Genomic DNA, 26,379 nt, shown 5'->3' on the forward strand with positions numbered 1-26,379 from the left:
TCGCAGACCAAGATGTCTCTAATGAGGCGACTATATCCTAAGATAAATGATTAGTCGGTACGGTGGCGCACATTGTTTTTGAGGGCAGATTGAGAATGAGGGGAGTAAGTTGTGGTGACTATTCGTTGGTGGTAATAAAAATATGTTGTGCGAGTTTATAAGATATTTTCGTTAGTACTTTTATTTTTACTTACGAAAATAGCTTTGCTTTTTTGAGGATTAAGTTAATGCCAGCTTAAGTTTGTTCCAACTATTTTTTTGCCCTTGTTCAATTACTTGCTAATTGTCGGTTACACCTACACCTATAACTTTACTGCGCCTTTCAATAAGAACTACATCACGCCAGATATTATTCATTTGGCCAAGCTTTTCACGAATACCAAGTTGACGAAAGTTATTATTTTTGTGGAGTTTAAGGCTACCTTTATTTTCAGGAAAAATAGCAGCTTGTAACATCCAAATATTATTTTTTTCAGACTCTAAAATTAAACTTGAGAGTAACGCTTGCCCTATGCCTTTACCTTGAGCACTAGCAGCAACATATACGCTGACTTCTGCTACTCCGGAATATACTTCTCTATTTGATATTGGCGAAAGTGCAGCCCAACCAATGATATTGTTATTTTCTACGGCTACAAGGCGGGAGTGGTTATGCATTGAAGTATTCCACTCATCCCAACTTTTCGCTGTTAACTGAAATGTAGCATTACCTGTATCAATACCTTGCTGGTATATGGTTTTCACGAAAGGATAATCAGTTTGCTCAAATGTACGGATTAACACTAAATTCTCCTAGGTAACTAACGTCCACAACACGGATCAATTTGAGATGCTGCGTTTTTACAGCACTTGGTCTAATCATATGCTTGAGGATTCCTGCTTAAAAATTTAACAGCCTTATAGATCTCATAGTAACGTAAAAGCCCGTTGTGTATATCTAATAAAAATAATATCAATATAACCTTAAAAACCAAATAAATCTAATCGCCTATCGTTTTTATTGTTAATAGAAGCCACTTTACATTACGTCACCTATAAAAGAGTAATACGTGATGGGGCCTACTTTAAGTTATTGATTTATTGTGTTTTAAGCGTTTTTGGGGAAAAGAGAGGTTGTTCTATTCGTCACTGTGATTATTTTTATTAAGCTGAAAAATATTGTGATTGGATCAAGGTACCTTACATGAAATGAGCATCACAAGTCCCATTGATGGTTAGGTAAAATACTATCTACTTTAAATTATTATTAGAAATAATTTAAAGTAGATAAGGCGTTTACCATTACTCTGATTCGTTAAAATACTCACTGCTTGTCGCAAATTTAGTTAACTCTTCAATCACACACTTTTTAATATCAAGTTGGTTTTCTGCTGGGATATTATAGCGTTCGCCTAATTGTGCATAATCATCGGCACTTAAACTGACCGTTAAACGCGGGCGTTTTGGCTTGGTGTGCGTTGGCAGTTCTAATAAATCACGAATTTTTTCTGAAGGGCTGATGCCTTTGTCTAACGCGCTACGACGAATGCTGTATTGTAATTTGCTGTCCATATCAAAGGCGATTTGTACTGCTTTGACTACTTTCGCCGATTGCTGCCACTTCTTTGGTAATTCACCACTTGCCATTATTATTCTCCTTTGATCCATAACTCTGCAATATCCTTAGCAGGGCGTAGGCTAGATAGGTAGACATCTGTGTCGCCATTTTCAAAAATAAAGATTTCTATCAAACGTAATCCTTGATTACCTTCAAGCGAGTAATATTCAAATTCTCTGCCATGGTCTTCATCTGAAAACTGTGGTGGTTTGCTATCGCGGTAATCAGCTTCATGTTTGTAACCTGAAGTTGAGAAATCTTGTTGAATATATTCCTCGGCAATCATATCCGCATAAGCATGATTTGTTGTAATAGGTTTTAATCTTGCTTGGCCTGGCTCTTCGAATATTTCTGAAAAAGCATCCATATCAAATAAGTTTTCAACTTCTGCACGGGTTAACAATAAGCTACATTTTATCAGGTTCTGCGGATTTTTAGGGAAACCAAGATAAACTAATGTGTCACTTGCACCTTGACCAATGACTTGTGTGTAGTGCTCATGTTTAAATTCGATAGTATTAATATCAATCACTTGTAATTGCTGTTTACGCATCATTTCAGGTAATGAAAAACTATCACCAAAACAGAAAATATCACCGGTTAATAATTGCTTTGGTTCATTTAAAAGACGAGTAGGCGCAGGTGCTTGCTTGCTAAATAATGATTTTAAAAAGCCCATGGAATTCCTTAGAGTTTAAAAACAAAAAACACGACGAGCAAACGCCAGTCGTGTGTTATTGAAACAAAATGTTGGCTATACAACGGAGTTGTTAGCCATTAAACCTTATGCTTATTTGTTTTTTAAGCGGTCTAATACAGATTGTGCGCTTGTTTTTTGAGCACCAATGCCTGCTGCTTGTAGTTTGCTTTGTAGCGATGAATCTGGTGTTTCTGATTCTAGTTGCTCTGCTGCTTTTAACTTATCATCAAACATCGCTTGTTTCTTTTTAATGCGCTCTAAAGAGTCTTTTGCATTAAGCAATTTAGAGTTACTTGCTGAGAAGTTATCTGTAATTGCCGATGTTGCTTTTTGAACGCTTTCAGTGGTTTTAACCATAGTTAACTGACGTTTGTATTCAGTTAGTTGACGTTCACTCTTTTTGATGAGTTCTTTTAAACGGTCTGAGCTTGTTAAGAAACTTTCGTTTGCTTGTTGTTGCTCTGCAGCGCTGATTTCTAACTCAGAGATTTTCTCTGCTACTTCAATTGCTAATGCTTCGTTACCTTGATTCAAGGCTTGCATTGCGTAACCTTCGTGCTCTTTAATGCTTGCTTGAACTTGTGCTAATTCACGCGCTGCTTGCATTTGTTTTGCCATGACTTCTGTTAAATCACGTTTTGCGATAGTGATATGTTTTTCAGAGTCACGGATTTCTTGTTCAAAAATACGTGTTGAATTGGCATCGATAATCGCTTCACCCGCTTCACTTGCGCCGCCACGTACTGCTGTAATTATTTTTTTAAATATACTCATTATAAACTCCGAATTAGTTTAGGTAGCTATCCATTTCATTGATAACTTCAAGGCTGTTGTCGCTAAGCGTAACCACTTCAAGTTCGATATCTTCTAAGCTTGAATTGATTGATAGTGCGCCAAAAACAACGTATTTATTTTCAACTTTTGCAAAAGATGACAATGGCATTGGAATGTTCATTTCTAACATTGCTTCCATCATGTTCATTCTTTTATCTTGTTTAACTTCGTCTTCGCCCCATAAGTAAGCGATACATAAGATTTGGTTGTCGCTGATAGAAACAAAAATCGGAATCTCTTCACGTCCAATGATTTCTACCTGTAGGACATCTATTTCACCGTTAATGGGTGTACAGTCAAAATCGAATCCGGTTCCAGCATCTTCTGCTAACTTATTTAAGTGAGTAGCGATAGTATGAATATTCATCCTGTTCCTTACTGTTTGACATTAAATGTCTCGTGAGTGTTAATTTAGAGTGTGTGGCATTATATGTCAATGAGTTTGTGTTTTTATTTTACGGTTTATCAACACAGCTTATTAACAGAGTCCATGAATGCCTTTGACTGTTTTATCTCTATTGTGTTCCGATGGTAACGTTAATTAGGGAGTGAATAAAGTGTTTGCTTGCTTATAAACATCATATTAATGAGGCATTTACTTAAATTTTTAATATTCATCAACTTAAACTGCTGATCAAACCTAAAACTCCTGTTAAGTTAAGCGCTTCTAAAATTGGATCGCGAGTGACTTATGTCTTTATTAACTAACGCCTCACAAAAGCATTTACAACAACTTGGCGAACGTTTCGATTTGTCTATTTTGAATGAATCGCAACTCGAGCAGTTATCTGAAGTGTTTGCATTAAGCGATTTTGTGGCTGAGTCATTAATCAAACAACCCGATCTTGTTAATACCTTATTTGAAAGTGATTTATTAAGCTCTGCACAACGTGCTGATAGTATTATTAATGAGCTGAGCACTGCGTTATCTACAACAGAAACAGAGCAACAATTGCATCAAGTTTTACGTCAATTTCGACGTAAACATATGGTGGTGATTGCGTGGCGTGAATTATTAAACCTCAGCACTTTAGAAGAAAGCTTTGGACATACTTCTTTATTAGCGGATCAATTAATTCTGCAAAGTATGGATTGGTTATATCAGCAATTATGCAAACTGCAGGGCACGCCGATTGGCGAATCAGGAAAAGCACAAACTTTATATGTGTTTGCCATGGGGAAATTGGGCGGTAAAGAGCTTAATTTTTCTTCTGATATCGACCTTATTTTTACTTACCCTGAACGTGGCGAAACCCAAGGTGGGCGTCGTGTTATCGAGAATAATCAATTTTTCACTAAATTAGGCCAACAGTTAATTGCTGCCTTACATCAAATCACCGTGGATGGTTTTGTATATCGTGTTGATATGCGTTTACGTCCCTTTGGGGAATCTGGGCCTTTAGTGACGGCGTTTAATTCCATTGAAGATTATTACCAAACCCATGGTCGTGAGTGGGAACGTTATGCCATGGTGAAAGCGCGTGTATTAGGTCAAGAGGGCGACTATAAACAAGAACTTGAAAAGATGCTCAGACCCTTTGTATTTAGACGTTACATCGATTTCAGTGCGATTGAATCTTTACGTAAAATGAAAGCTATGATCAGTGCTGAAGTTCGCCGTAAAGGATTAAAGGATAATATTAAACTTGGTATGGGTGGCATTCGTGAGATTGAATTTGTTGCGCAGGCATTTCAGTTGATTCATGGTGGTCGACATAGTGAATTGCAGTGTAAAGGTTTGCAACAAGCTCTCTCTGAAATTGCCAAAATGGGCGTATTACCCGAAGAGCGTGTGAACTGTTTATTAACCTCTTATCATTTCTTACGTTCAGTGGAAAATGTGTTGCAACAAATTGGCGATCAACAGACACAAACCTTGCCCGATAATGAGTTGGATAAGTTACGTTTAATTAAGGTGATGAAGTTCGATGATTGGGATGCTTTTTATCAGCGTTTAAATAAAATGATGGCGAATGTGCACCGTGAATTTAATTGGGTGATTGGCGAGTCTGAAGAGCAACATCACGAAGCCGATAAAGAGTTTGTTGAAATTTGGGAGTTAGCCTTAAGCAGTGATGAAATGGTGCCGCTGTTAACGGAGCAGGTGTTAGCTGAAAATGGTCAACATGAGCAAGTCACATCAGAGCATATCGCGACGTTTGCTCAATTAATTGTTTCTTTAAAGCAAGATATCAGTAAACGGCCGATCGGCCCTCGTGGCCAAGAAACCATTGATAAATTATTACCAAGATTGATTGAGTTAATTTGTGCTTATCCCGATCCTGAATCATTGTTTGAACGCATCCATCATCTGATTTTAAACATCATGAGTCGTACTGCTTATTTAGAATTATTAAATGAAAATGAAGGCGCGTTAAAGCAGCTGTTAACTTTATGCTCAGCCAGTTCACGTGTTGCGGCTCAGTTGGCACGTCATCCTATTTTGTTGGATGAATTGCTGGATCCACAAAAGCTTTATCACCCTACTGAATTGGCTCATTACAAACGAGATTTACAACAATTTATGTTGCGCATTCCAGAGGAAGATATGGAACAGCAAATGGAAGCGTTACGACAATTTAAACAAATGCAATTTTTGCATATTGCGACGGCGGATATTGCTGGTGGAATTAAGTTACCTCAAGTGAGCGACCATTTAACTTGTTTAAGCGAAGCGATTTTAGAATACGTGGTGCATCTTGCTTGGGCACAAATGGTTGAAAAATTTGGATTACCTAGCAATGTCATGGGAACCGATAGAAAAGGGTTTGCTGTTATTGGTTATGGGAAAATGGGCGGATTAGAATTAGGTTATGGCTCCGATCTTGATGTGGTGTTTTTGCATGATAGTGATATTGCAGGCACAACAAACGGGGCAAGAAGTATCGATAATCAGCTTTTCTATTTCCGATTAGCGCAACGCATGATTCATTTATTTAGCTCTCGCACTAACTCTGGGATCTTATATGAAATCGATATGCGTTTACGTCCATCGGGGGATTCTGGTCCACTTGTGGCTAGCATGGCAGGCTTTTGTCGTTATTTAAAAGAAAATGCGTGGACGTGGGAACATCAAGCATTAGTGCGGACTCGTCCAGTGTTTATTGACTCAATGATGTTAGAAGAGTTTAAGCAGATTCGCTTACAGATATTAAGTCAGCAACGCGATCAGCAACAATTGAAAAAAGACGTCTCTGATATGCGCGCTAAAATGCGAGCTCATTTAAACAGAGCAGAGCAGGATCAATTTGACCTTAAGCAGTCACCCGGTGGTATGGTTGATATTGAGTTTATTGCACAGTATTTGGTGTTGGCTAATGCGCATCAATTTCCTGAACAGTTAAGTAAATGGTCCGATAATTTACGCATTTTTGCAGCATGTGAAGCAACAGGGCTATTAACGCAGCAACAGGCGAATAATTTAATTGATGCTTATTGCCATATTCGCGATGCAGCACATCGTTTAACTTTGGGTAAAGAAACCAGAATCGTAGATCACAAGCGTTTTGCTTCTGATCGAGAAATAGTCATGGCTATTTGGAATCAGCTTTTTGGCGAATAATTTTGTGATTGTTAGGATCAGAAAATCGGCAGATACAAAAAAGGCGAGTGAATTGAGGTTCACTCGCCTTTTTTGTTATTAACGCTATTTATGTAATAAATGCTTAAGTATTATTTATAAACAGAAGGTTCGCCTTCAGGGCGAGTTTTAAAACGACGATGTAACCACATATATTGGTCATCACATTCTTTTACCATACGCTCTATTTGTTGGTTAGTACGGGTGGTATCAATGGTGATATCGTCACTTGGAAAATCTTCTAATGCTTCATAGAAAACAAGCTCATAACCTTTGTTGTCAGGCAGACGTTTCAAAAACATAGGAATAACCACAGTGTTTTTAACCCGCGCTAATGTGCTTGCTCCTGCCACTGTGTTTGCATCTTTAACTTCAAAGAAGGGCGCAAAGGTACTGCTTTTATGTTTGCCGTAATCATGATCCGGTGCATACCATAAAGCTTGGCTGTTTTTTAAGGCTCTTAGCATGGCTTTTAAATCTTTACGATCTAACATAGCTTTGTGATGACGCATACGGCCACGATAAAACCAATAATCTAATACCGCATTGCTGTTTTTTCTGTATACCGCGTAACTTGGGTGAATTAATCCTAATGCACGCGCACCCATTTCTAGTGTTAAAAAATGGGCTCCTAAAAATATAATGCCTTTGTCTTGTCGTGTTGCTTTTTCTAAATGCTCAATGCCGCGCACGGTTAATAAACCGCGTACTCTCCATGTTGGCCAAAACCAAGCCATGCCCATTTCTAATAAAGCGATACCTGTGTTTTCAAAGTTGATGCGAACTTTTTTATCGACTTCTTCAGGTGTTAGTTCTGGAAAGCAAAGTTCGATATTACGACGTGCAGTATGGAAACGTTGTTTAGCAAAAGGCGTTGCGATTCTTCCAATAAATTTCCCTAACGTTAATAAAACAGAATAAGGCAATAATGAAGATAAAAAGAGGGCAAAAATGCCTAACCAAGCAAACCAATATTTTGGATGAATAAAACTCGCTTTTAATTTGTAAGCTTCCATAAATCACTCTCTGTGTGCAGAACAATTATTCTAGTGAATATTGTTAACTATGCCTATTTGTTGATGGCCTATTTTATTGTGCTTTCATCAATATTAGTAGGTGTAAATTAAACCTTTGACTGTTAATGACAAATACTGCTTATTCTTCACCATGGTAAGCCGTACCCGTGTAATCATCAAAGCGCGAATAACGCCCTTGGAAGGTTAAACGTACTTTACCAATTGGACCGTTACGTTGTTTACCTATGATGATTTCTGCAATGCCTTTGTGTTCACTTTCTTCGTGATAAACCTCGTCACGGTAAATAAACATAATTAAATCGGCATCTTGCTCAATCGCACCTGATTCACGTAAATCCGAGTTAATTGGACGTTTATCTGCTCGTTGCTCAAGGCCACGGTTTAGCTGAGATAGGGCAATAACAGGACAACGTAATTCTTTAGCTAACGCTTTTAATGAACGAGATATTTCTGAGATCTCTAAGGTACGATTTTCACTTAAAGAAGGAACACGCATTAATTGCAGGTAATCCACCATGATCATGCTGACACCACCGTGATCACGAGCGATACGACGAGCACGAGAACGTAATTCTGTTGGCGTTAAGCCTGAACTGTCATCGATAAACATCTTACCTCTGTCTAATAAAATAGACATGGTTGATGATAAAGAAGCCCAATCGTTTTCATCTAATTGACCAGTACGAATTTTACCTTGGTCAATACGACCTAGCGACGCCAACATACGGTTCATGATTTGATCCGCGGGCATCTCTAAGGAGAATATGATAGTAGGTTTATCTGAGTTTAAGGCTGCGTGCTCAGCCAAATTCATGGCAAAGGTGGTTTTACCCATAGATGGACGCGCGGCAACAATAATTAAATCACCTGGTTGGAATCCCGTGGTCATTTGGTCTAAGTCATTATAACCAGATGAAAGTCCGGTAATACCATCACGCGGGTTTTTACATAAGTCATCAATTTTAGCGACGGTTTCTTTCAAAATGTCTTTAATTGGCTGTGGGCCTTCATTTTGATTATTACGCGCTTCTGCAATTTGGAATACTTTGGTTTCGGCAAAATCCAGTAATTCTGAACTGTCGCGCCCCTCTGTATCGTAACCTGCTTCTGCAATATCGTTAGCAACACCAATTAGTTCTCTGACAATGGCACGTTCACGAACGATATCTGCATAGTTGTTAATATTTGCAGCACTCGGTGTGTTTTGTAATAATTCAGCCAAATACGCAATGCCGCCAACACCTTCTAGATCTTGAGTATCTTCTAGTTTTTCTGAGAGTGTTACGATATCCACTGGGATATCATTGCTGCTTAGTTTTTCAATGGTAGAAAAGATCATGCGATGTGCGCGAGTGTAAAAATCACGTTCCACAACACGCTCAGAAACGTCTGACCAAGTTTCATTGTCTAATAATAAACCACCAATAACGGCCTGCTCTGCTTCAAAAGAGTGAGGTACCGTTTTGATTGGTGATTGTGTGTTATTTTTTTGTTTTGTAAAAGCAGGTTTATCCGCCATTTTAAATCCTAATAATTTCGGTCAGAGTAGGCTAGATTGAGGTAATACCAATCATAGTAAGTAACTGATCTATTTTACTTGTTAAAATAACTTATTTTCTCGTTGTAAGTTTCGTAAAGGGAACAACCATTTACATCAACTTACGCCTCAAACTAAGCTATTTTTCCAGCGCAAAATTTAGATCAGTTATTTAATACAATTGGTATAAAAAGCATTTGTTGCCTCAATTCTTTATGCACTATCGGAAAGGCTGTACTTTAGCAAATAGCCATTGATTGGTCATCTATTTGCTGTTTATTAATCATAATCATTTGTTGATTATCGCAGAACTGCTTTCAGCGTCTATATTGCTGTACCTTGTATGGTAAACTGCACCAATGCTTGTGTTTTAAAATGATAGTTTCGCATCACTGCAACTGATAAAAGTATTATAAAAACGATGTTGTAAAAAAGTAAGGAAAGTATGTGTTAGTTAAAAGGTCTTTTTTATCACGGTTAATTAATCGTTTTTGGGTTAAAAGTGCCGTGGTTCCTCAAAATCCACTGGCTGAATTAAAGTTAGATTTATCTCGTCCTATTATTTATGTACTTGATCAAAACAGTGCCAGCGATTTATTAGCGCTACAACAAGCATGTAGAGAGCTTGCGTTACCTGATCCTTACCGCTCCATTTCATTGCAAAATGAAAGTATGCCTGCGGTTATTTATCTGCATGATTGGCACCTATTTAAACAATCTTCGCTTAACAAAAAACAACCGACTTATTTAAAACAGTATCAACAGTTACTTAAGTTGCATCAAGAATACTCAAGTATGGATGTGCAATTGGTGCCAGTGACTTTCTTTTGGGGAAGAAATCCCGGTAAGCAAAAAGCGCGTAAAATATTTTCAGGGCGGAGTAACCCTAATTGCATTCAGAAAGCATGGTCTATCTTGACCACGGGTAGAGATCATTTAATTCGTTTTAATGCCCCGATTTCAGTTCGACAATTGGCTAAAGCGGAAAAGGGTGAAGACTACAAACAACAGGCTTATAAATTAGCGCGATTAGCGGTTTACTTTTTCCGTGCACAGCACAGTTCAAGCCGAGGGCCGCAAATTCCCAAACGCAAGGTGATGATCAATCGCATTATTGCTAGCGCTATGATGCAAGAAATTATTAAACAAGAAAGCTTAGAAAGTGGCCGATCTGAACATGAAGTTATTAAAGAATGTAAAGGCTACTTAGAAGAAATTACAAGTGACTTTTCCTATCGTTTCTTGCGTTTTTTTCGTGCGGTTTTATCTAAGGTTTGGAACGGTATATACCAAGGAGTGGAAGTTAATCACGCTCAGAAAGTACGAGATGCAACTCAAAGTGGTGCAGAGATCATTTATATGCCTTGTCACCGAAGTCATATGGATTACCTTTTGCTTTCCTATTTATTGTTTGAAGAGGGCATGATGCCACCACATATAGCGGCGGGAGTTAACTTAAATTTCTTCCCTGCTGGGAGCATTTTTAGGCGTTCAGGCGCTTTCTTTCTGCGTCGTAGTTTTAAAGACAACCCTATTTACGGCAAAGTCTTTAAAGCGTATTTTGCGATGTTATTTAAACAAGGTTACCCGATTGAGTTTTTCACCGAAGGTGGGCGCAGTCGAACGGGGCGATTATTACCTGCTAAAACCGGTTTGTTAGCGATGAGCGTGCAAACCTTTTTAGATCAACCTGAGCGCAATGTGATGATTGTACCTGTGTATATTGGTTATGATCATATTATGGAAGTAAGCACTTACATGAAGGAGCTTTCTGGACAGAAAAAAGAAAAAGAAAGTGCATGGCAAGTGTTGGGTATTGTTAAAAAACTGCGTAATTTTGGACAAGCTTTTGTTAACTTTGGTGAGCCTATTAATCTTAAACAATACTTTGACCAACATCAGCCTGAATGGCGTGAGCAAGCGTTAACGGAGCAACAATTTACTTCACAGGTGAATGATTTAGCGGTTAATGTGATGCAAGGTATTAACCATGCCACAGCCGTCAATGCGTTACCTTTATGTGCTGCAATTTTATTGGCAACACCCGCTCACCAAATTGGTAAGCAGCGTTTGTTAACATTAATTAAGTTACATCAAACCTTATTGACTGATATCGCTAAACACTCGAATGTGACTTATCCAACGCAATCGGCTGAATTGATTTATGAGCATGCTTTAGCGATGAATAAATTCTCAGAAGAGAATTATGTGGTTAGTTGTGATCATAAACAAAGTACGCACTTAACTTATTACCGTAATACTATTGTGCATGTTTTTGCTCTGCCTTCTTTATTAAGCTTTGTTATTTTGAAATTAGTTGATGAAGCAGACATCATTGAGATTAATAAAGTAACTGAAATTGTCAGCGAGTTATTTCCTTTTGTGGAAGCTGAGTACTTTTTAACGCCTTCAGAGATTGCGCTGAGTGAACGCATTAAACTGTTATTATTACAATTTAAACAAGCTAACCTTATTCGTTTCGACGGGAACAATATTAAGCCTATTGAAAGTGCTTCGTTACAAATATTAAGCGAACATTTAAATGAAAGTCGTCTGCGTTATCATTGTGTACTAACATTGTTAGCTGAAGATTTAGAGCGGGATAATGACGAGTTATTAGCTGCAAGTAAAAGCAATTTATTAGGCAATAGCATTGAACCCTTTGATGAAAAAGTCATTAATGTATTTATTAAACAACTTGATAGAGCAAACCTAGAATATTCGCAGGTGTATAAGCTATTGGGGCTTTTATCAAACAAATAGGAATAAACATGATCTTGGATGGAAAAGGCTTAGTTGATGTATTACGCTCACAGGTTAAGGAAGTTGATTGTACTGAAATGAATCAACGCTTACAAAGTGATGAGAATCTACTGTTCATTGATATTAGAGAAGCAAAGGAAACTGCTCTTGGTTCCGCTGCCGGAAGCGAGTTAGTGCCGCGTGGTATATTGGAAATGCAACTTACTAGCCTGCCAAAATATCAGGCATTAAACAAAGCATTAACAACACCAGAGCAATTACCTATTTATTTAATTTGTCGTTCTGGAGCACGTAGTGTTTTAGCGGCAGCTTCTTTACAGCAAATGGGTTATCAAAATGTACATTCAGTGTCGGGTGGCTTTTTAGCGTGGCAATCATTAGGTTTTAACGTTACCAGTGAATAAGCCTTACACAATTTTAGCTTCACCTGTTTCATTTCAGGAAGAAATTAAAAAGAGCCGATTTTTGACTTTTATCCAACCAGCAGCAGGAAAAACTGCTGCAATGGAATTTATTGCGCAAATTAAAGCATTACACAAAGAAGCACGTCATCATTGTTGGGCGTATATCGGTGGAAGCCCTAAAGATAGTGTTAATATGGGATGCGGCGATGACGGTGAGCCAAAAGGTACGGCAGGGAAACCCATGTTGGCTGTTTTACAAGGATCCAATGTTGGCGAAATCGTTGCCGTTGTAGTGCGCTATTCTGGTGGAATTAAACTCGGAACGGGCGGATTAGTACGCGCTTATAGTAACGGTTTACAACAATTGTGTCCTACAATGCCTAAAGCTGAAAAACGTTTCTTTCAACAGTTTCAATTGCAATGCGACTATGCTCAAATGGCAACCATAGAACATTTATTGTCATTGAGTTCTGGACGCATCCTTAATGTCGATTACCAGCAGTCTGTGGTGGCGTTAATAGAAGTGGATAATGAACAAGTTGATCTGTTTAAACAAAAATTACAATCATTGATGCAGGGAAAGATCATTGCAAAAAAAATTAATGCTTCACCTTAGCTGGGTTAACTAGTGGCTATTCGCGCGATTATTCGAATAGTAGGCATGCTGATCGGATTATTCAGTTTGACCATGTTGCCACCAGTATTCATTGCTTATATTTATCAAGATGGAGGCGGTAACGATTTCTTCGCCGCTTTTTTTGTGACTTTACTGATCGGTTTGTTTTTTTGGTTTCCGAACCGCCGCGAAAAAAGTGAGTTACAGTCTCGTGAAGGTTTTTTAATTGTTGTGTTATTTTGGGCTACGTTAGGCAGTGTTGGGGCAATCCCTTTCTTAATGAGTTCAAGTGTCGATATGAATGTCGCCACTGCTTTCTTCGAATCCTTTTCTGGTTTAACGACCACAGGTGCAACCACTATTGTGGGGTTGGACGAATTACCTAAATCCATTTTATTTTATCGCCAAATGTTACAGTGGTTTGGTGGAATGGGGATCATTGTATTAGCCGTTGCCGTGTTACCGATGTTAGGCATTGGTGGCATGCAGTTATATAGAGCAGAAACGCCGGGGCCTGTTAAAGATTCAAAAATGACACCACGTATTGCAGAAACGGCTAAAGCGTTGTGGTACGTTTATTTATGCCTTACCGTTGCTTGTATGCTGGCTTTTTGGTTAGCAGGGATGAGTTTATTTGATGCATTAACACATAGTTTTTCAACGGTATCAATTGGTGGCTTCTCTACTTATGATGCCAGTATGGGGCATTTTGATAATCAAATAATTAATATTATTACCGTTGTGTTTTTGATTATTTCTGGGATTAACTATGCTTTGCATTTTACGGCTTTCTCTGCGAAAAAATTTAGTTTAGAGGTGTATAGGCGTGACCCTGAAGTACGTGCTTTTATTTTTATCCAAGTGGCTTTAACTGCGATTTGTTTTTGGATGTTGATTGGTAATAATGTTTACGACTCCATTGAAACGACTTTCTCGCATTCTTTATTTCAAGCCGTTTCTATTTCCACCACGGCAGGGTTTACAACTACCTCTTTTGCCGATTGGCCTTTGTTTTTGCCTGTGTTGCTTATTTTTGCAAGTTTCATTGGTGGTTGTGCAGGATCGACAGGCGGTGGTTTAAAAGTTATTCGAGTGTTATTGCTTAACCTGCAAGGGCAACGAGAGCTTAAACGTCTTGTGCACCCTAAAGCGGTTTATAAAATTAAGTTGGGTAATAAAGCGTTACCTGATCGTGTGATAGAGGCTGTATGGGGATTCTTTTCAACTTATGCCTTGGTATTTATAATTTGCATGCTCGCCTTATTAATGACTGGCATGGATGAATTGAGCGCTTTCTCAGCGGTGGTGGCTATGCTAAACAATCTTGGTCCTGGTTTGGGAGAGGTGGCATTGCACTTTAATGATGTGAGTGATGCTTCTAAATGGGTGATGATCATTGCCATGTTATTTGGACGTTTAGAAGTATTTACTTTATTGGTGTTATTTACACCGGTATTTTGGAAAAATTAATAGGACGATAACCATGCAAGCAACAGCAAAAGCAGAGAAAGTATTAATACTTTATTCTTCTGTTGAAGGACAAACTCTTAAAATTATTGAACATATGAAACAATCGATAACACAGGACGTGGATGTGTTTGATATGGAAACAGAGTTAGATATTGATTTTTCACAATATCAAAAGGTCTTAATTGGCGCATCTATTCGTTACGGAAATTTCCGTTCGAGTGTGATCAAATTTGTAAATCAACATCAACAACAATTAGATGCCTTACCAAATGCTTTTTTTGCCGTGTGCCTCACTGCCCGTAAACCTGAAAAAGCAGTACCTGAAAATAATGCTTACATGAAAAAATTTGATCTCCTCTCAAAATGGCATCCAAAGCACAAAGCGGTGTTTGCTGGTGCACTTTTATATTCTCGTTATAACTGGTGGCAAACGCTGCTTATTCAATTGATTATGAAAATGACTGGCGGCAGTACAGATAAAACAAAAGACATGGAATTAACAGATTGGCAGAAAGTTGATTTGTTTAGTGAACAATTTAAATCATTATAACGGTATCAATAGTTAAATAAGGCCTATAATTAATTTTTGCCGCTATATGCTTCGCAAGGTTTAAATTAAAATTTAAGCTGAAATAATGTGGCTGCTGATTTACAATAAGCGGCCTTTACCCGCTTAGATTCTCGATAGGTTGTATATTTTGAGCCAAACCATCACCAACAGTGCCGCACATAACGTCTTATTCGATGTGTTTGGTTACAATCAATTCCGTGATGGACAAGAAAAGGTTATTAACGAACTTATCTCTGGTCGAGATGCATTAGTGGTTATGCCTACGGGTGGTGGTAAAAGTTTATGTTTTCAAATTCCTGCATTAGCGCGCGAAGGCATCTGTATTGTTGTTTCGCCTTTAATCTCCTTAATGAAAGATCAAGTCGATACTTTGCAAGCCTGTGGTGTGCCTGCTGCTTATCTCAATTCAAGTTTATCTTATCAAGACCAAAATAACATAGTAAATGCATTACACCGTGGTGAATTGAAGCTATTGTATGTCGCGCCTGAGCGTTTATTACGTCCTGATTTTATTGCTCGGTTACAACACCTGCCCATTAACTTGTTTGCTATTGATGAAGCGCATTGTATTTCTTCTTGGGGACACGATTTCCGTCCTGAATATGCACAATTAGGCCATCTAAAAGAACACTTCCCACAAGTGCCTTTAGCGGCTTTAACGGCGACCGCTGACCATGCAACGCAACAAGATATCTTACAGCGTTTAAATCTTCAAGACCCTTTGATAGAAGTGCGTAGTTTTGACAGACCTAATATCGAATACTTATTGATTGAAAAATACCGTCCTTTATCGCAGCTGTTTAATTATTTAGATCAGCATAAAGATGAAAGCGGCATTATTTATTGTACTAGTCGTAAACGTACCGAAGAGATTGCTCAGAAGTTAGCTGCAAAGGGATTTAATTCACGTTGTTATCATGCTGGATTGCCGTTAGAAGAACGTCAAACGGTGCAAGACCTCTTTATTAAAGACGAAGTCGATATCGTGGTTGCGACGGTTGCCTTCGGGATGGGCATTGATAAACCTAATGTGCGTTTTGTTGTGCATTATGAAATCCCTAAAAATATTGAATCCTACTATCAAGAAACTGGGCGAGCAGGGCGTGATGGTTTACCTGCGCAAGCTATGTTGTTTTATGACCCAGCGGATCCAGCACGCATTCGTAGTTTGCTTGAAAAGAATCCTAACCAAGAACAGTTACGCATTGAGTTACACAAACTTAATACCATGGTGGCTTTTGCAGAAGCGCAAACCTGTCGTCGGCGTGTTGTTTTAAATTACTTTGGTGAATATAGCCCTAAAGCCTGTGGTAACTGCGATATTTGTTTAGACCCACCACAAAGTTACGATGCGACCGTGGATGCACAGAAGATATTGTCTTGTGTTTATCGCACTGGGCAATACTTTGGAATCACTCATGTTGTAGAAGTGCTTCGAGGTGCTCAAACTGCACGCGTTAAAAGCCTTGGGCATGATCAACTTTCCACCTTTGGTATTGGGAAAGATAAGTCTACAGAGCATTGGTTTAGTATTGCGAGACAGTTAATTCATTGCGGATTATTAATGCAAAACTTAACACGAGGATCTGCTTTGCAGTTAACGGAAGCCGCTCGCTCAGTGTTGAAAGCTGATCAAACATTAATGTTAGCGGTACCAAGATTACAACTCGTCAAAACGACGGCTAAGCAAAAACGTCGCAGTGTTTCTGCTAATGCAGATAGTAAATTATTTGCTAAATTACGTCATTTACGTAAACAGATTGCAGATCAAGAAAACCTGCCGCCTTACGTTATTTTCAGTGATGTTTCTTTATCTGAAATGAGTGAGTTAATGCCCACTAATGATTCGCAGTTTTTGTCGGTGACAGGTGTGGGCCATATTAAATTAGATAAATATGGCGAAGAGTTTTTAGCTGAAATTAGACAGTATGTTGATAACCTATAACTTGTTAAGGCTTAAGGCAGAATCTTCTTAAAATTTTCTAAGTTCACTTCTAATTCAGGCATCTTTTCTGAAGGAACCGCTACCCAACCATTTTCTTTTTTAGCTAAACTGAATGAGAAAGGGTAAACCTGAGAAAAGCCAAGTCGTAAGTCTGTTGCGATCAATGTATTTTGCTTGTCTTCAAACTTTAATAAACCACCACTAAACCATTCTAAACGCTGTAACTCATTGGAATCAAAATCATTAAGTAACGTTCGGCCACTGTCCAATGCTTTCCATTTTAATGGTTGTTGATTAAATATATTGGTAAACGTTTCATAGTAAATATCGCCGTGATAACTGATCACGCGCCAAAAAACGATATTAAAAGGCGTTGGTGAAATAAACACTTTACTGTTTTGTGTAATAGGTTCTTTAGCTAAGTGAGACTTTAAATACCAAAGTTGGCTTTGGCCCAGTGTTAAATACAAACAACTGATTAATAGCATAATACGATTTATCTTTTGCCATTTGATCGCGTGCTGGTGGCGCCAAAGTGCGAGCACAGAAACTAAAAGCGGTAGAGTATATAACGGGTCGATAATAAATACGCTTGACCAAGAGATAGGTTGCATTGCTATTGGCCACAATAATTGCGTGCCATAGGTTGTGAATCCATCTAATAAAGGATGGGTGATTAAAGGCAGAAAAATAACAAAAAAGAGAGCTTTCTTATTCGTTTTCCATTGGGGGTTAAGCCACAAGGCTAGCCAATATATAATGATGCTTAATGCACTTAATACAAATAATGAGTGACTAAAGCTGCGGTGTAAGGTGAAACTATCGATTGCGGTTTGATAGCTTACAAGGACATCTAAATCAGGTAAGGTACCTAATGCTGCGCCTGCGAGTAATACTTTTCGACCGAAAGGTTTGATACCCACGGCACCTGCAACACTTGCACCAAGAGCGATTTGAGTTAATGAGTCCATTGCTTCTCTATATTTTTTAATAATATTAAAAGTGGAATAAAAACATGTGGTTAAGCATGTTAATGAACACTATATCTTTTTAGTGTTTGTCCTATTAATACGCAATGGACCATAACTAAGTTCAATGTGTAATTATTGTTACTTTTTATTGCGACGTTTTACGCTTTTAACACCAGATAGTTTCTTAATTTGGCGCATGATTCTTGATAAATGCACTCGATTAATAACGGTTAAGGTGACGTTAATTGAGTAAATATGGTCAGTCATTTCACTGGTTTCAACGTCTAATACATTGGCATTACTTTTAGCGATAACATTAAATATTTTTGCTAGCCCTGCTTTATGATTGGCCATTTGAATATTCAAATCACTTGAATATTCGTATTGGTTCATAAAGTTCATATCCCATGACACACTGATATATTTATCTAGTTCATTTTCAAAGCCTGCGACATTGTGACAGTTTTTATTATGAACCACTAAGCCTTTACCTGTACTTGTATGAGCAACAATTTGATCGCCCGGTAAAGGTTTACAGCAGTTGGCGTAGGACAACATCATATCTTCAGCGCCTTTAATCGCACTTTGACGAATACGCTGTTTGTAATTTGATTCAGTTAATTCATCGGTATTACCGCGTAAACGTCGCGCTAACACAATACTTAATAACTTACCGCTACCGACTGCATGTAGTAGATGATCAAAGCTTTCTAAGTGATGATCTGCTATCACTTTATCAATGTTTTCCTGAGGAATATCGGTAAGGTTGGTTGCATTTAACGCTTGTTTTAATAAACGTCTACCCATTGGAATCGTTTCTGATTCTGGTAATTGTTTAAGGTAATTGCGTATTGCGTTACGAGCACGGTGAGTTGCCGCAAAGTTTAACCATTCAGGGCTTGGATTTGGCTCTTTGGCTGTAATGATTTCAATGGTTTGTCCACTTTCTAGCTTTTGGCTTAATAATGAATATTCGTTATCCACTTTTGCGCCAATACAGCGGTGACCAATTTTAGTATGTAACATGTATGCAAAATCAACAGGCGTTGCAAAAGCGGGTAATACAATGATTTTTCCCTGTGGTGTTAATACGTGGATATCATTTTTACCTAGCTCTTGTTTTATATTTTCTAACAAGGCTATTGGGTTCGCATTATTATCTTCTGACTCTGTTAATCCTTGGAACCAGTTACGCGTTTGTAATTGTGCCGCAAGATTAGAGCTTTGAGTGCCGCCTTCTTTGTAATTCCAGTGCGCAGCAATACCATGTTTTGCAACTGCATCCATGTCTTCAGTACGGATCTGAATTTCAATATTTACACCATCATGAGTTACCAAAGTGGTATGTAATGACTGGTAACTGTTTGATTTTGGTAGTGCAATATAATCTTCAAAGTATTCAAGTTTAGGTTGATACAAATGATGTACTTGGCCTAATACGCGATAACAAGTATCTAAATCTTTTACGATAATACGAAATGCGTAAACGTCCATCACATCATGGAATTGGCAGCCTTTTTTACGCATTTTTTTATATAGACTATATAGATGTTTTTCTCGACCGATCACTTCTGCTTTGATTGACATGGAGTCAAGTTGGCCTGATATTTCATCGCAAATGCTTTGTATAAAGTCTTTGCGGTTACCGCGTGCTTTATTAATTGCCACTTCTAATACGTGATAACGGGCTGAATTTTGGGCTTTAAAAGCGAGCTTTTCTAATTCGTTTTTTAAGTAGTGTAAACCAAGGCGATTAGCGATTGGAGTGAATATCTCAAAGGTTTCTTGTGCGATACGTTGTCGCTTATCTAAACGTAGTGAGTCTAATGTACGCATATTGTGTACGCGATCGGCTAATTTGATCAACATAACACGGAAGTCTTTAGACATCGCAATCAGCATTTTTCGAATGTTTTCTGCTTGTGCTTGTTCGCGATTTTCAAAATTGAATTTATCGAGTTTAGTGACACCTTCAACTAATTCAGCAACACTAGGATTAAAGGCATCGGCTAATTGTTGGTGTGTGGTGTCTGTATCTTCTAGCACATCATGCATTAATGCCGCTGAAATGGCTTCGTAGTCTAGCTTCATGTCCGCTAGGATTTCAGCAACCGCGACCGGGTGAGTAATATAAGGTTCGCCACTTGCTCTTTTCACACCATCATGTGCTGCATATGCATAATGATACGCACGCTCGACAAAAGCACATTGCTCTTCTGTCATATAGGTTTGAATAGATGCTTTGAGTGTTTGAAACATGAATATTACTTTCCTTATTATTAGCCTTACATCATTAGCATAAAGGCTGTTTAGTGACTTGAAAAGTATTTAATGCGCTAAATCGAAAAATAGCCTGTAAACAGCGCTAACTCAACACCTTAAACTATTATATTGTATCAATTTGAGTTACTTTTATAAATATACCGTTGTAAAAACGAATTAAAAAGAAGGATGCCGCGTGTCTTGCAAAATATGTTCAAGTGAAATGTTTAAACAAAAATTAGGGCGATGCAAACAATGCATGGTGATCAATTTGATCATGTTAGTGCTTGGCCTTATTGCTTACTTGTTAATTGACCTTAAAAAACTACAAGCAGTGCAAGAAGTGGCTTTATTGATGTTTATTGGGGCAACTGCCATTTTAATGAGTGCTCATATTATCGCATGGTGTTTTCATCGTTTTAAAAACGACAAGTAATTTTAAAAGTAATACATAGTTCGACATCGTTGTAATCTTACTTTCCCCCGTTCTCATTTTATTCAAGCGTATGAATATTAGTTTAAATTTTTACATTTTAATTAAACAGATAACTTATCGTAGCAATTTCAATCAAGATGATTTTATTAAAATATGTAAAATTCACTTATGTTAAAAACTTAAGTCGTGTAAATAGCCACCACGCATAAATAAAATGATCAAATGGGTATGATTAAATGAATAATTACGAGAAAAACATTATTAGAGTATGTGATTACATTAATCAGAACCTTGATGATGACTTAACATTAGATATGTTAAGTACTGTCTCGGGGTTTTCTAAATATCATTTTCATCGCGTTTTTTCTGCCTTTACTGGAGTTAATTTAATTAAGTTTATTCAGATGTCTCGACTAAAACGGGCATCTTTTAGATTGGTATTCAAAGCTGATATTAAAATTATCGATATTGCTTTTGAAGCTGGATTTGAAAGTCCCGAAGCATTTTCAAGAGCTTTTAAACGTGAGTTTGGACAAAGTCCTTCTGAATTTAGAAAATTCCCAGAGTGGCTCAATTGGCATGAGAAAACAGATACCTTGGCCATGCCATTAATTGAAAAGGCGAATAACAAAATGGACGTAAAGGTTATTGATTTTAAAGAACAAAAAGTTGCGGCATTAGCCCATTATGGCGACCCTAAACTTCATTACCAAACATCGATGAAATTTGTTGCTTGGCGCAAAACAAGTAAGTTATCGCCAATCAAAACCAGCAAAACTTATGGCATTCCTTATTCTGATCCTCATGTGGTAAAAGCTGAAGATTTCCATTTTGATCTCTGCGGCTCTGTAACAGTAGACATTCCAGAAAATGAATACGGTGTGGTCAATCAAACCATTCCAGCAGGACGCTGCGCGGTTGTTCGTGATATTGGTAATCGAGATGATTTAAGAAAAGGCGTTTATTATTTGTATCAACAATGGTTGCCAACAAGTGGTGAACAATGCCGAGATTTCCCTGTGTTTTTTCATTATGTTAATTTTGTTCACGATGTGCCGGAGCATGAAGTGATCACTGATATTTACTTACCAATTAAATAGTTTTTTACTTATAAGCTTTATCCAATTAGGAATTTGTAAAATATGACGACTTCTTCTAACAATATGTTTCTTACGGGAACCTTATCTACAGTATTTATGAAAACCGCCGCACCTATTATTTTAATGATGCTAGTCAATGGTTCGTTTTCATTGGTTGACGCTTACTTTCTTGGTGAGTATGTTGGATCGTATGCACTTGCGGCTGTTACCTCTGTGTTCCCTGCGTTTATGTTGCTTGTGGCTTTGTCTAGCTGGGTATCGGCTGGCTTTTCTAGTGTGATGGCAAGGCTGTTGGGTGCCAATAAAAAAGATGAAGCTATATCGGCTTACGGCCAAGCGATGACTTTATCTATGCTGGTTTGCTTGGTGTTGATTTTATTGTTTTTAGTAGGCGGTAAAGACTTAGTATTATTTGTTAATAATGATTCAGAAAGCTTATCTAGCATGAGTTACGATTATTTATCACTGATGATATTTTTCTCACCTTTGTTGTTTGTTCTTACCATTAACAGCGACAGTTTACGTTGTGAAGGACAAATGGCATTTATGGCTTTAGTCCCTTTGTTATCTGTATTGTTAAACGTGATATTTAACTACATTTTTATTGCAGTACTTGGTTGGGGCGTTGTGGGTTCTGTTTACGGGACTTTATTGGCTCAAGCCTTGTCGCTAGGTGCTGTGTATTTATTTCGCCGTTACAGCAACACCGCGTTAAACGTTGCTATTGTACGCTTTACTAAAAATCGTGAGTTATGGTCAGACTTTTTAGCCTTAGGCGCACCGACAAGTTTATCTTATGTTGGTGTAGCACTGTCTTCTGCGTTTATTTTATATAACTTACAAATATGGAGTAACGCAGACTACAGCATGACCGTTGCTGCTTATGGCATTATTACCCGTATTATGACGTTTATCTTCCTTCCATTGTTAGGTTTGAGCATGGCGTTTCAAACCATTTTAGGTAATAACATTGGGGCTAAAGAATGGTTAAGATCAAATAGCGCAATTAAAGTTGCCATCGTCATAGCTTTTATTTATTGTGTATTTTGCCAGTTGTTTGTTTTATTGCTGAAAAACCAACTAGGTAGCGCGTTTGTCAACGATATAACTGTGACGGAAGAAGTAGCGCGTATTATACCCATTATGTCATCCGCTTTGTTTTTATTAGGCCCGTTAATGATGGTTGGTGTTGTGTTCCAAGCCATGGGTGATGCAAAAAGAGCTGCGATTTTAAGGTTGGCAAAAGTGTACTTTTTTACTCTGCCTTTAATTTTTATTTTGCCAGTTCTGTTTGCTGAATTAGGTATTTGGTACGCAGGGCCAAGCTCAGAGTTTTTAGCCTTGTTACTAACCATTGCAGTTTTGTATCAGCGACGCCAAAAGTTAGGTAACCCGTTTGGTTTGTTTTTTAGAGATGAAAAATAGTCTATTTTATTTAATTCATCTAAGAAAAATCATCATCAAAGATCTGGTTGTTATTGAATATTTTAACTACAAGTCATTGAAGGAATATAAACGCAGCCTAAAATCGCGTCTTGAGTGGCACCTGTAACCGCTTTTAATGGCACTGGCTTCTCTAATATTCGTTGCTCAGCTAACCATGCAAAAGCAACGGCTTCTACAAACATAGGATCAATGGCAAGTGTCTCAGTGGTCTGTATCGTATGATCTGGCATTAAAGTGATTAGGCGTTGCGTTAATAGCGGGTTAAGCGCACCTCCGCCACATACATAGACATTACAAGCTTCACTTTGCTGAAGAATTTGATCGCTGATGGTGATCGCACTGAATTCTAACAAGGTGCGTTGAACATCTTCTATTGGGATACTTTGGTGTTTAAGCTGCTGTTGTAACCAGTTTAAATTAAATTTTTCACGGCCAGTGCTCTTAGGCGCAGGTAAAGCAAAGTAGGGGTCGTTTAATAACATGGATAACAATGTTTTGTTTATTTCGCCCGTTGAAGCAAACCAAGCATCTTTATCGTAGCTTTTTTGATGGTGTAAATTAATCCAAGCATCCATTAGCATATTACCTGGACCAGTATCATAACCAAAGGCATGTTCAGTACCTTGAAGAATACTTATATTTGAAATACCACCAATATTAAGAATAACGCGCTGTTGATTTTGTTTAGCGAACAATGCTTGATGAAATGCAGGTACTAATGGTGCACCTTGTCCGCCATAAGCCATATCCATTCTTCTAAAATCTGCAACACAGGCAATCTTTGTTTTTGCGGCGATTAAGTTTGCATCGCCAATTTGTTGTGTGAATGCATATTGGGTGTCAGGAGAATGAAAAATAGTTTGCCCGTGACTGCCAATGGCAACCACTTCGTTTGTTTGGATATTCTGATTTTCTAAGAGGGTGTTTACAGCTTCAGCACAAGCAAGGGCAAAGCGATGATCGACTTCTCCTAAGGTTTGTAGCGTGACTTGTTTGTCGTTACAGATGGTTAATAACTCTTCGCGTAACTGTTCGGGTAAAGTGACTGCTATCCCTGCGATTTGCACAAATCCAGTTTGTTGGCGTTGGCATAAGGCAACATCAATCGCGTCCAAGCTAGTGCCTGACATTAAACCGATATAATAAGGTTCAGCCTTAAATGACACGGGAAAACTGCTGCTGGCGTGCTTTATTACGCAGGTAGATATCAAAACACATACAAATGTTGCGAATTAATAATTGCCCCGTTGATAGCACTTGGATTTTATTGGTATCGATGATGACGAGCTGATCATCAATAAAAGTTTGTAACAATGCAATATCTTTTTCAAAGTATTGGTCAAAGTTGATTGAAAACTGTTGTTCAATAACCGCTTTATCTAGCTTGAAGTTACAAATTAATTGTTTAATCACTTCTCGTCGAATTAAATCATCTTGATTCAAAGCAACACCACGCCATTGTGCATTGCCTAACTCTTCAACTTGCTGGTAATAATCAGCTAATTTTTTTTGATTTTGGGAATAACAATGACCAATTTGGCTAATTGCTGACACGCCCATGCCTAATAGATCGGCATCTTCTTGGGTTGTATAGCCTTGGAAGTTACGATGCAGTACACCTCGTTGTTGCGCTAATGCTAGTTCATCATTTGGTTTTGCAAAATGATCCATGCCGATGAATTGATAGCCCGATTGTGTGAGAAACTCAATGGTATGTTGTAGCATTGCTAATTTTTCAGCAGGCTTTGCCATATCATCTTCATTTATTTTACGTTGTGCTGCAAACAATGTTGGCATGTGAGCGTAGTTGAAGATTGATAAGCGTGCAGGATCTAGGGCAAGGACTTTCTCTAAAGTAAATGCAAAGCTTTCTTTAGTTTGTAAAGGCAGACCGTAAATCATATCAAGATTTGTTGATTGGAAACCTTGCTCTTTAGCACGTGTTAAAAGTTGCTTAATAAAGTCTTCGTCTTGCTCGCGATTAACTGCTTTTTGCACTGCTTTATTAAAATCTTGTATGCCTAAACTTAAGCGGTTGAAGCCTTCTTTAGCAAGATGATCAATGGTATCTAATTCAATTTCTCGAGGATCCACTTCGATACTTAATTCGGCTTTATCTGAAAATCTAAAATTATCACGTAACAGTTTCATTAAACGTGTGATTTGTGGAGGTAATAAAAAAGTAGGGGTGCCGCCTCCCCAATGTAACTGACTAACAGTGCGATCTTTGAAGTGTTGTGCTTGTTCGATTATTTCTTTTTCTAAATAATCTAGATATTTGTCTGCTTTTTCTTGGTGTCGAGTAATGACTTTATTACACCCACAGAAATAACAAAGCTTGTGACAAAATGGAATATGAATATATAAAGACAAAGGACGCGAAGGGTAAGTCTTTGTCGCTGTAACTAAATCAGCATGTGTGAAGCTTTCATTAAATTCTAATGCGGTTGGGTAAGAAGTGTATCGAGGTCCACTATAATTGTATTTCTCAATTAAGGCCTGATCCCAAACAAGCTGTTGCATGCTGCTCTCTCTTTATTTGAAGTAGTTAATAAATAGGTTTTATTTAATAAAACAAGGATACGCTTAAAATAAAGCAACACCTTAAGATAAAACAAACTTTAGCGTTATATAGTAAACTCTGCTAATAAGGCGCTTTCTTTAATAATGGCGTCTTCCATTTCTGCTTCAAATACTTCGCGTTTAATATCCATCATTTTAATTTCTTTCACAGGGTGGTTTTTGCGCTCTTCATGCGTTGGCATATCTTTAACTTTTTCAAACATCGCACTTAATGCTGGGTAATCTGAAGTGATATTAACAGGCTGTGGAAGTTGTAATGTTTCTAATAACACAGTTAAACGAATTGCAGCCTCCGATACATTGCATTGCTTTTGCATAGTGGCTTTGGCAATAAAGCGGATGCTTTCAACGATATTGTCGTTTCGTTCCTGTATCTTCTGCTTTTTAAATTCAGCTTGGTTTTTTTCGATAAGTAGCGCTTGTGCTTTTTGCATCTTAATTTTATTTAATAAAAAGCCTGTGTAAAAAGCGAGTGCTACTATTACAATCACTGCCACAATCGCTAATATCATTTGTAAATTCATATT

General features: G+C 37.9%; 22 protein-coding genes. 10 read left to right on the forward strand and 12 right to left on the reverse strand.

What is annotated here, in order from left to right:
* Positions 1–279: 279 nt before the first annotated feature.
* The 5 genes from E2R67_RS01660 to E2R67_RS01680 form a co-directional block, all read right to left on the reverse strand.
* Positions 280–783, reverse strand: coding sequence for a GNAT family N-acetyltransferase (locus E2R67_RS01660; RefSeq protein ID WP_134289198.1), 504 nt, complete (start codon positions 781–783; stop codon positions 280–282).
* Positions 784–1,281: 498 nt separating this feature from the next.
* Complete coding sequence (locus E2R67_RS01665) at positions 1,282–1,626, reverse strand: hypothetical protein (protein WP_208379430.1); 345 nt, start codon at positions 1,624–1,626, stop codon at positions 1,282–1,284.
* 2 nt (positions 1,627–1,628) lie between these two features.
* Positions 1,629–2,276 carry a hypothetical protein gene (locus E2R67_RS01670; protein ID WP_134289199.1) on the reverse strand — a complete coding sequence of 216 codons (648 nt, stop codon included), beginning with the start codon at positions 2,274–2,276 and terminating at the stop codon, positions 1,629–1,631.
* Positions 2,277–2,387: 111 nt separating this feature from the next.
* Positions 2,388–3,071: a PspA/IM30 family protein gene (locus tag E2R67_RS01675; protein WP_134289200.1), complete on the reverse strand. Its 684-nt coding sequence runs from the start codon at positions 3,069–3,071 to the stop codon at positions 2,388–2,390.
* A gap of 13 nt (positions 3,072–3,084) precedes the next feature.
* Positions 3,085–3,498 carry a YjfI family protein gene (locus tag E2R67_RS01680; protein WP_134289201.1) on the reverse strand — a complete coding sequence of 138 codons (414 nt, stop codon included), beginning with the start codon at positions 3,496–3,498 and terminating at the stop codon, positions 3,085–3,087.
* Between the two features lie 324 nt (positions 3,499–3,822).
* Here E2R67_RS01680 and glnE point away from each other — a divergent pair, with 324 nt between their 5' ends.
* The gene (gene glnE / locus E2R67_RS01685) at positions 3,823–6,693 is read left to right on the forward strand and encodes a bifunctional [glutamate--ammonia ligase]-adenylyl-L-tyrosine phosphorylase/[glutamate--ammonia-ligase] adenylyltransferase (protein WP_134289202.1); all 2,871 of its coding nucleotides are present in this window, start codon (positions 3,823–3,825) and stop codon (positions 6,691–6,693) included.
* Positions 6,694–6,803: 110 nt separating this feature from the next.
* Here glnE and lpxL read toward each other — a convergent pair whose 3' ends face one another.
* The gene (gene lpxL / locus E2R67_RS01690) at positions 6,804–7,727 is read right to left on the reverse strand and encodes an LpxL/LpxP family Kdo(2)-lipid IV(A) lauroyl/palmitoleoyl acyltransferase (protein ID WP_134289204.1); all 924 of its coding nucleotides are present in this window, start codon (positions 7,725–7,727) and stop codon (positions 6,804–6,806) included.
* 139 nt (positions 7,728–7,866) lie between these two features.
* Positions 7,867–9,267, reverse strand: a complete 1,401-nt coding sequence (gene dnaB, locus E2R67_RS01695) for a replicative DNA helicase (protein WP_134289205.1) — start codon at positions 9,265–9,267, stop codon at positions 7,867–7,869.
* Between the two features lie 465 nt (positions 9,268–9,732).
* Between dnaB and plsB the strand changes: the two genes are divergently transcribed.
* From plsB to recQ, 6 genes are all read left to right on the forward strand, one after another.
* The gene (gene plsB / locus E2R67_RS01700; RefSeq protein WP_134289206.1) at positions 9,733–12,048 is read left to right on the forward strand and encodes a glycerol-3-phosphate 1-O-acyltransferase PlsB; all 2,316 of its coding nucleotides are present in this window, start codon (positions 9,733–9,735) and stop codon (positions 12,046–12,048) included.
* 8 nt (positions 12,049–12,056) lie between these two features.
* On the forward strand, positions 12,057–12,452 hold the full coding sequence (locus E2R67_RS01705) for a rhodanese-like domain-containing protein (RefSeq protein WP_134289207.1): 396 nt from the start codon (positions 12,057–12,059) through the stop codon (positions 12,450–12,452).
* Positions 12,445–13,068, forward strand: coding sequence for a YigZ family protein (locus E2R67_RS01710; RefSeq protein WP_134289208.1), 624 nt, complete (start codon positions 12,445–12,447; stop codon positions 13,066–13,068). The genes E2R67_RS01705 and E2R67_RS01710 overlap by 8 nt, the downstream gene beginning before the upstream one ends.
* 12 nt (positions 13,069–13,080) lie before the next feature.
* A complete protein-coding gene (locus tag E2R67_RS01715) occupies positions 13,081–14,538 on the forward strand; it encodes a TrkH family potassium uptake protein (RefSeq protein ID WP_134289210.1) in 1,458 nt (485 codons plus the stop codon).
* A 13-nt stretch (positions 14,539–14,551) separates the two neighbouring features.
* The gene (hemG, locus tag E2R67_RS01720; RefSeq protein WP_134289211.1) at positions 14,552–15,088 is read left to right on the forward strand and encodes a menaquinone-dependent protoporphyrinogen IX dehydrogenase; all 537 of its coding nucleotides are present in this window, start codon (positions 14,552–14,554) and stop codon (positions 15,086–15,088) included.
* Positions 15,089–15,236: 148 nt separating this feature from the next.
* Positions 15,237–17,054, forward strand: a complete 1,818-nt coding sequence (recQ, locus tag E2R67_RS01725) for a DNA helicase RecQ (RefSeq protein WP_134289212.1) — start codon at positions 15,237–15,239, stop codon at positions 17,052–17,054.
* An 11-nt stretch (positions 17,055–17,065) separates the two neighbouring features.
* Here the strand turns inward: recQ and E2R67_RS01730 are convergent, their stop codons facing one another.
* Both E2R67_RS01730 and E2R67_RS01735 read right to left on the reverse strand, forming a co-directional pair.
* The gene (locus E2R67_RS01730) at positions 17,066–18,025 is read right to left on the reverse strand and encodes a metal-dependent hydrolase (protein WP_134289213.1); all 960 of its coding nucleotides are present in this window, start codon (positions 18,023–18,025) and stop codon (positions 17,066–17,068) included.
* A gap of 138 nt (positions 18,026–18,163) precedes the next feature.
* Complete coding sequence (locus tag E2R67_RS01735) at positions 18,164–20,290, reverse strand: RelA/SpoT family protein (protein WP_134289215.1); 2,127 nt, start codon at positions 20,288–20,290, stop codon at positions 18,164–18,166.
* A 193-nt stretch (positions 20,291–20,483) separates the two neighbouring features.
* Here E2R67_RS01735 and E2R67_RS01740 point away from each other — a divergent pair, with 193 nt between their 5' ends.
* From E2R67_RS01740 to E2R67_RS01750, 3 genes are all read left to right on the forward strand, one after another.
* Positions 20,484–20,723 carry a DUF3624 family protein gene (locus tag E2R67_RS01740; RefSeq protein ID WP_134289216.1) on the forward strand — a complete coding sequence of 80 codons (240 nt, stop codon included), beginning with the start codon at positions 20,484–20,486 and terminating at the stop codon, positions 20,721–20,723.
* Between the two features lie 236 nt (positions 20,724–20,959).
* Positions 20,960–21,823 carry an AraC family transcriptional regulator gene (locus E2R67_RS01745; RefSeq protein WP_134289217.1) on the forward strand — a complete coding sequence of 288 codons (864 nt, stop codon included), beginning with the start codon at positions 20,960–20,962 and terminating at the stop codon, positions 21,821–21,823.
* 42 nt (positions 21,824–21,865) lie between these two features.
* Positions 21,866–23,248 carry an MATE family efflux transporter gene (locus tag E2R67_RS01750; protein ID WP_134289218.1) on the forward strand — a complete coding sequence of 461 codons (1,383 nt, stop codon included), beginning with the start codon at positions 21,866–21,868 and terminating at the stop codon, positions 23,246–23,248.
* Between the two features lie 62 nt (positions 23,249–23,310).
* Here the strand turns inward: E2R67_RS01750 and E2R67_RS01755 are convergent, their stop codons facing one another.
* The 3 genes from E2R67_RS01755 to E2R67_RS01765 form a co-directional block, all read right to left on the reverse strand.
* Positions 23,311–24,435: an anhydro-N-acetylmuramic acid kinase gene (locus E2R67_RS01755; RefSeq protein WP_134289219.1), complete on the reverse strand. Its 1,125-nt coding sequence runs from the start codon at positions 24,433–24,435 to the stop codon at positions 23,311–23,313.
* Positions 24,425–25,792 carry an oxygen-independent coproporphyrinogen III oxidase gene (gene hemN / locus E2R67_RS01760; RefSeq protein ID WP_134289221.1) on the reverse strand — a complete coding sequence of 456 codons (1,368 nt, stop codon included), beginning with the start codon at positions 25,790–25,792 and terminating at the stop codon, positions 24,425–24,427. Before hemN ends, E2R67_RS01755 begins: the two co-directional genes overlap by 11 nt.
* A gap of 104 nt (positions 25,793–25,896) precedes the next feature.
* Positions 25,897–26,376: a DUF2489 domain-containing protein gene (locus tag E2R67_RS01765; protein ID WP_134289222.1), complete on the reverse strand. Its 480-nt coding sequence runs from the start codon at positions 26,374–26,376 to the stop codon at positions 25,897–25,899.
* Between the last annotated feature and the right edge of the window lie 3 nt (positions 26,377–26,379).

Origin of the sequence: Psychromonas algicola (assembly GCF_004378355.1) — a bacterium.
Taxonomy (GTDB): domain Bacteria; phylum Pseudomonadota; class Gammaproteobacteria; order Enterobacterales; family Psychromonadaceae; genus Psychromonas.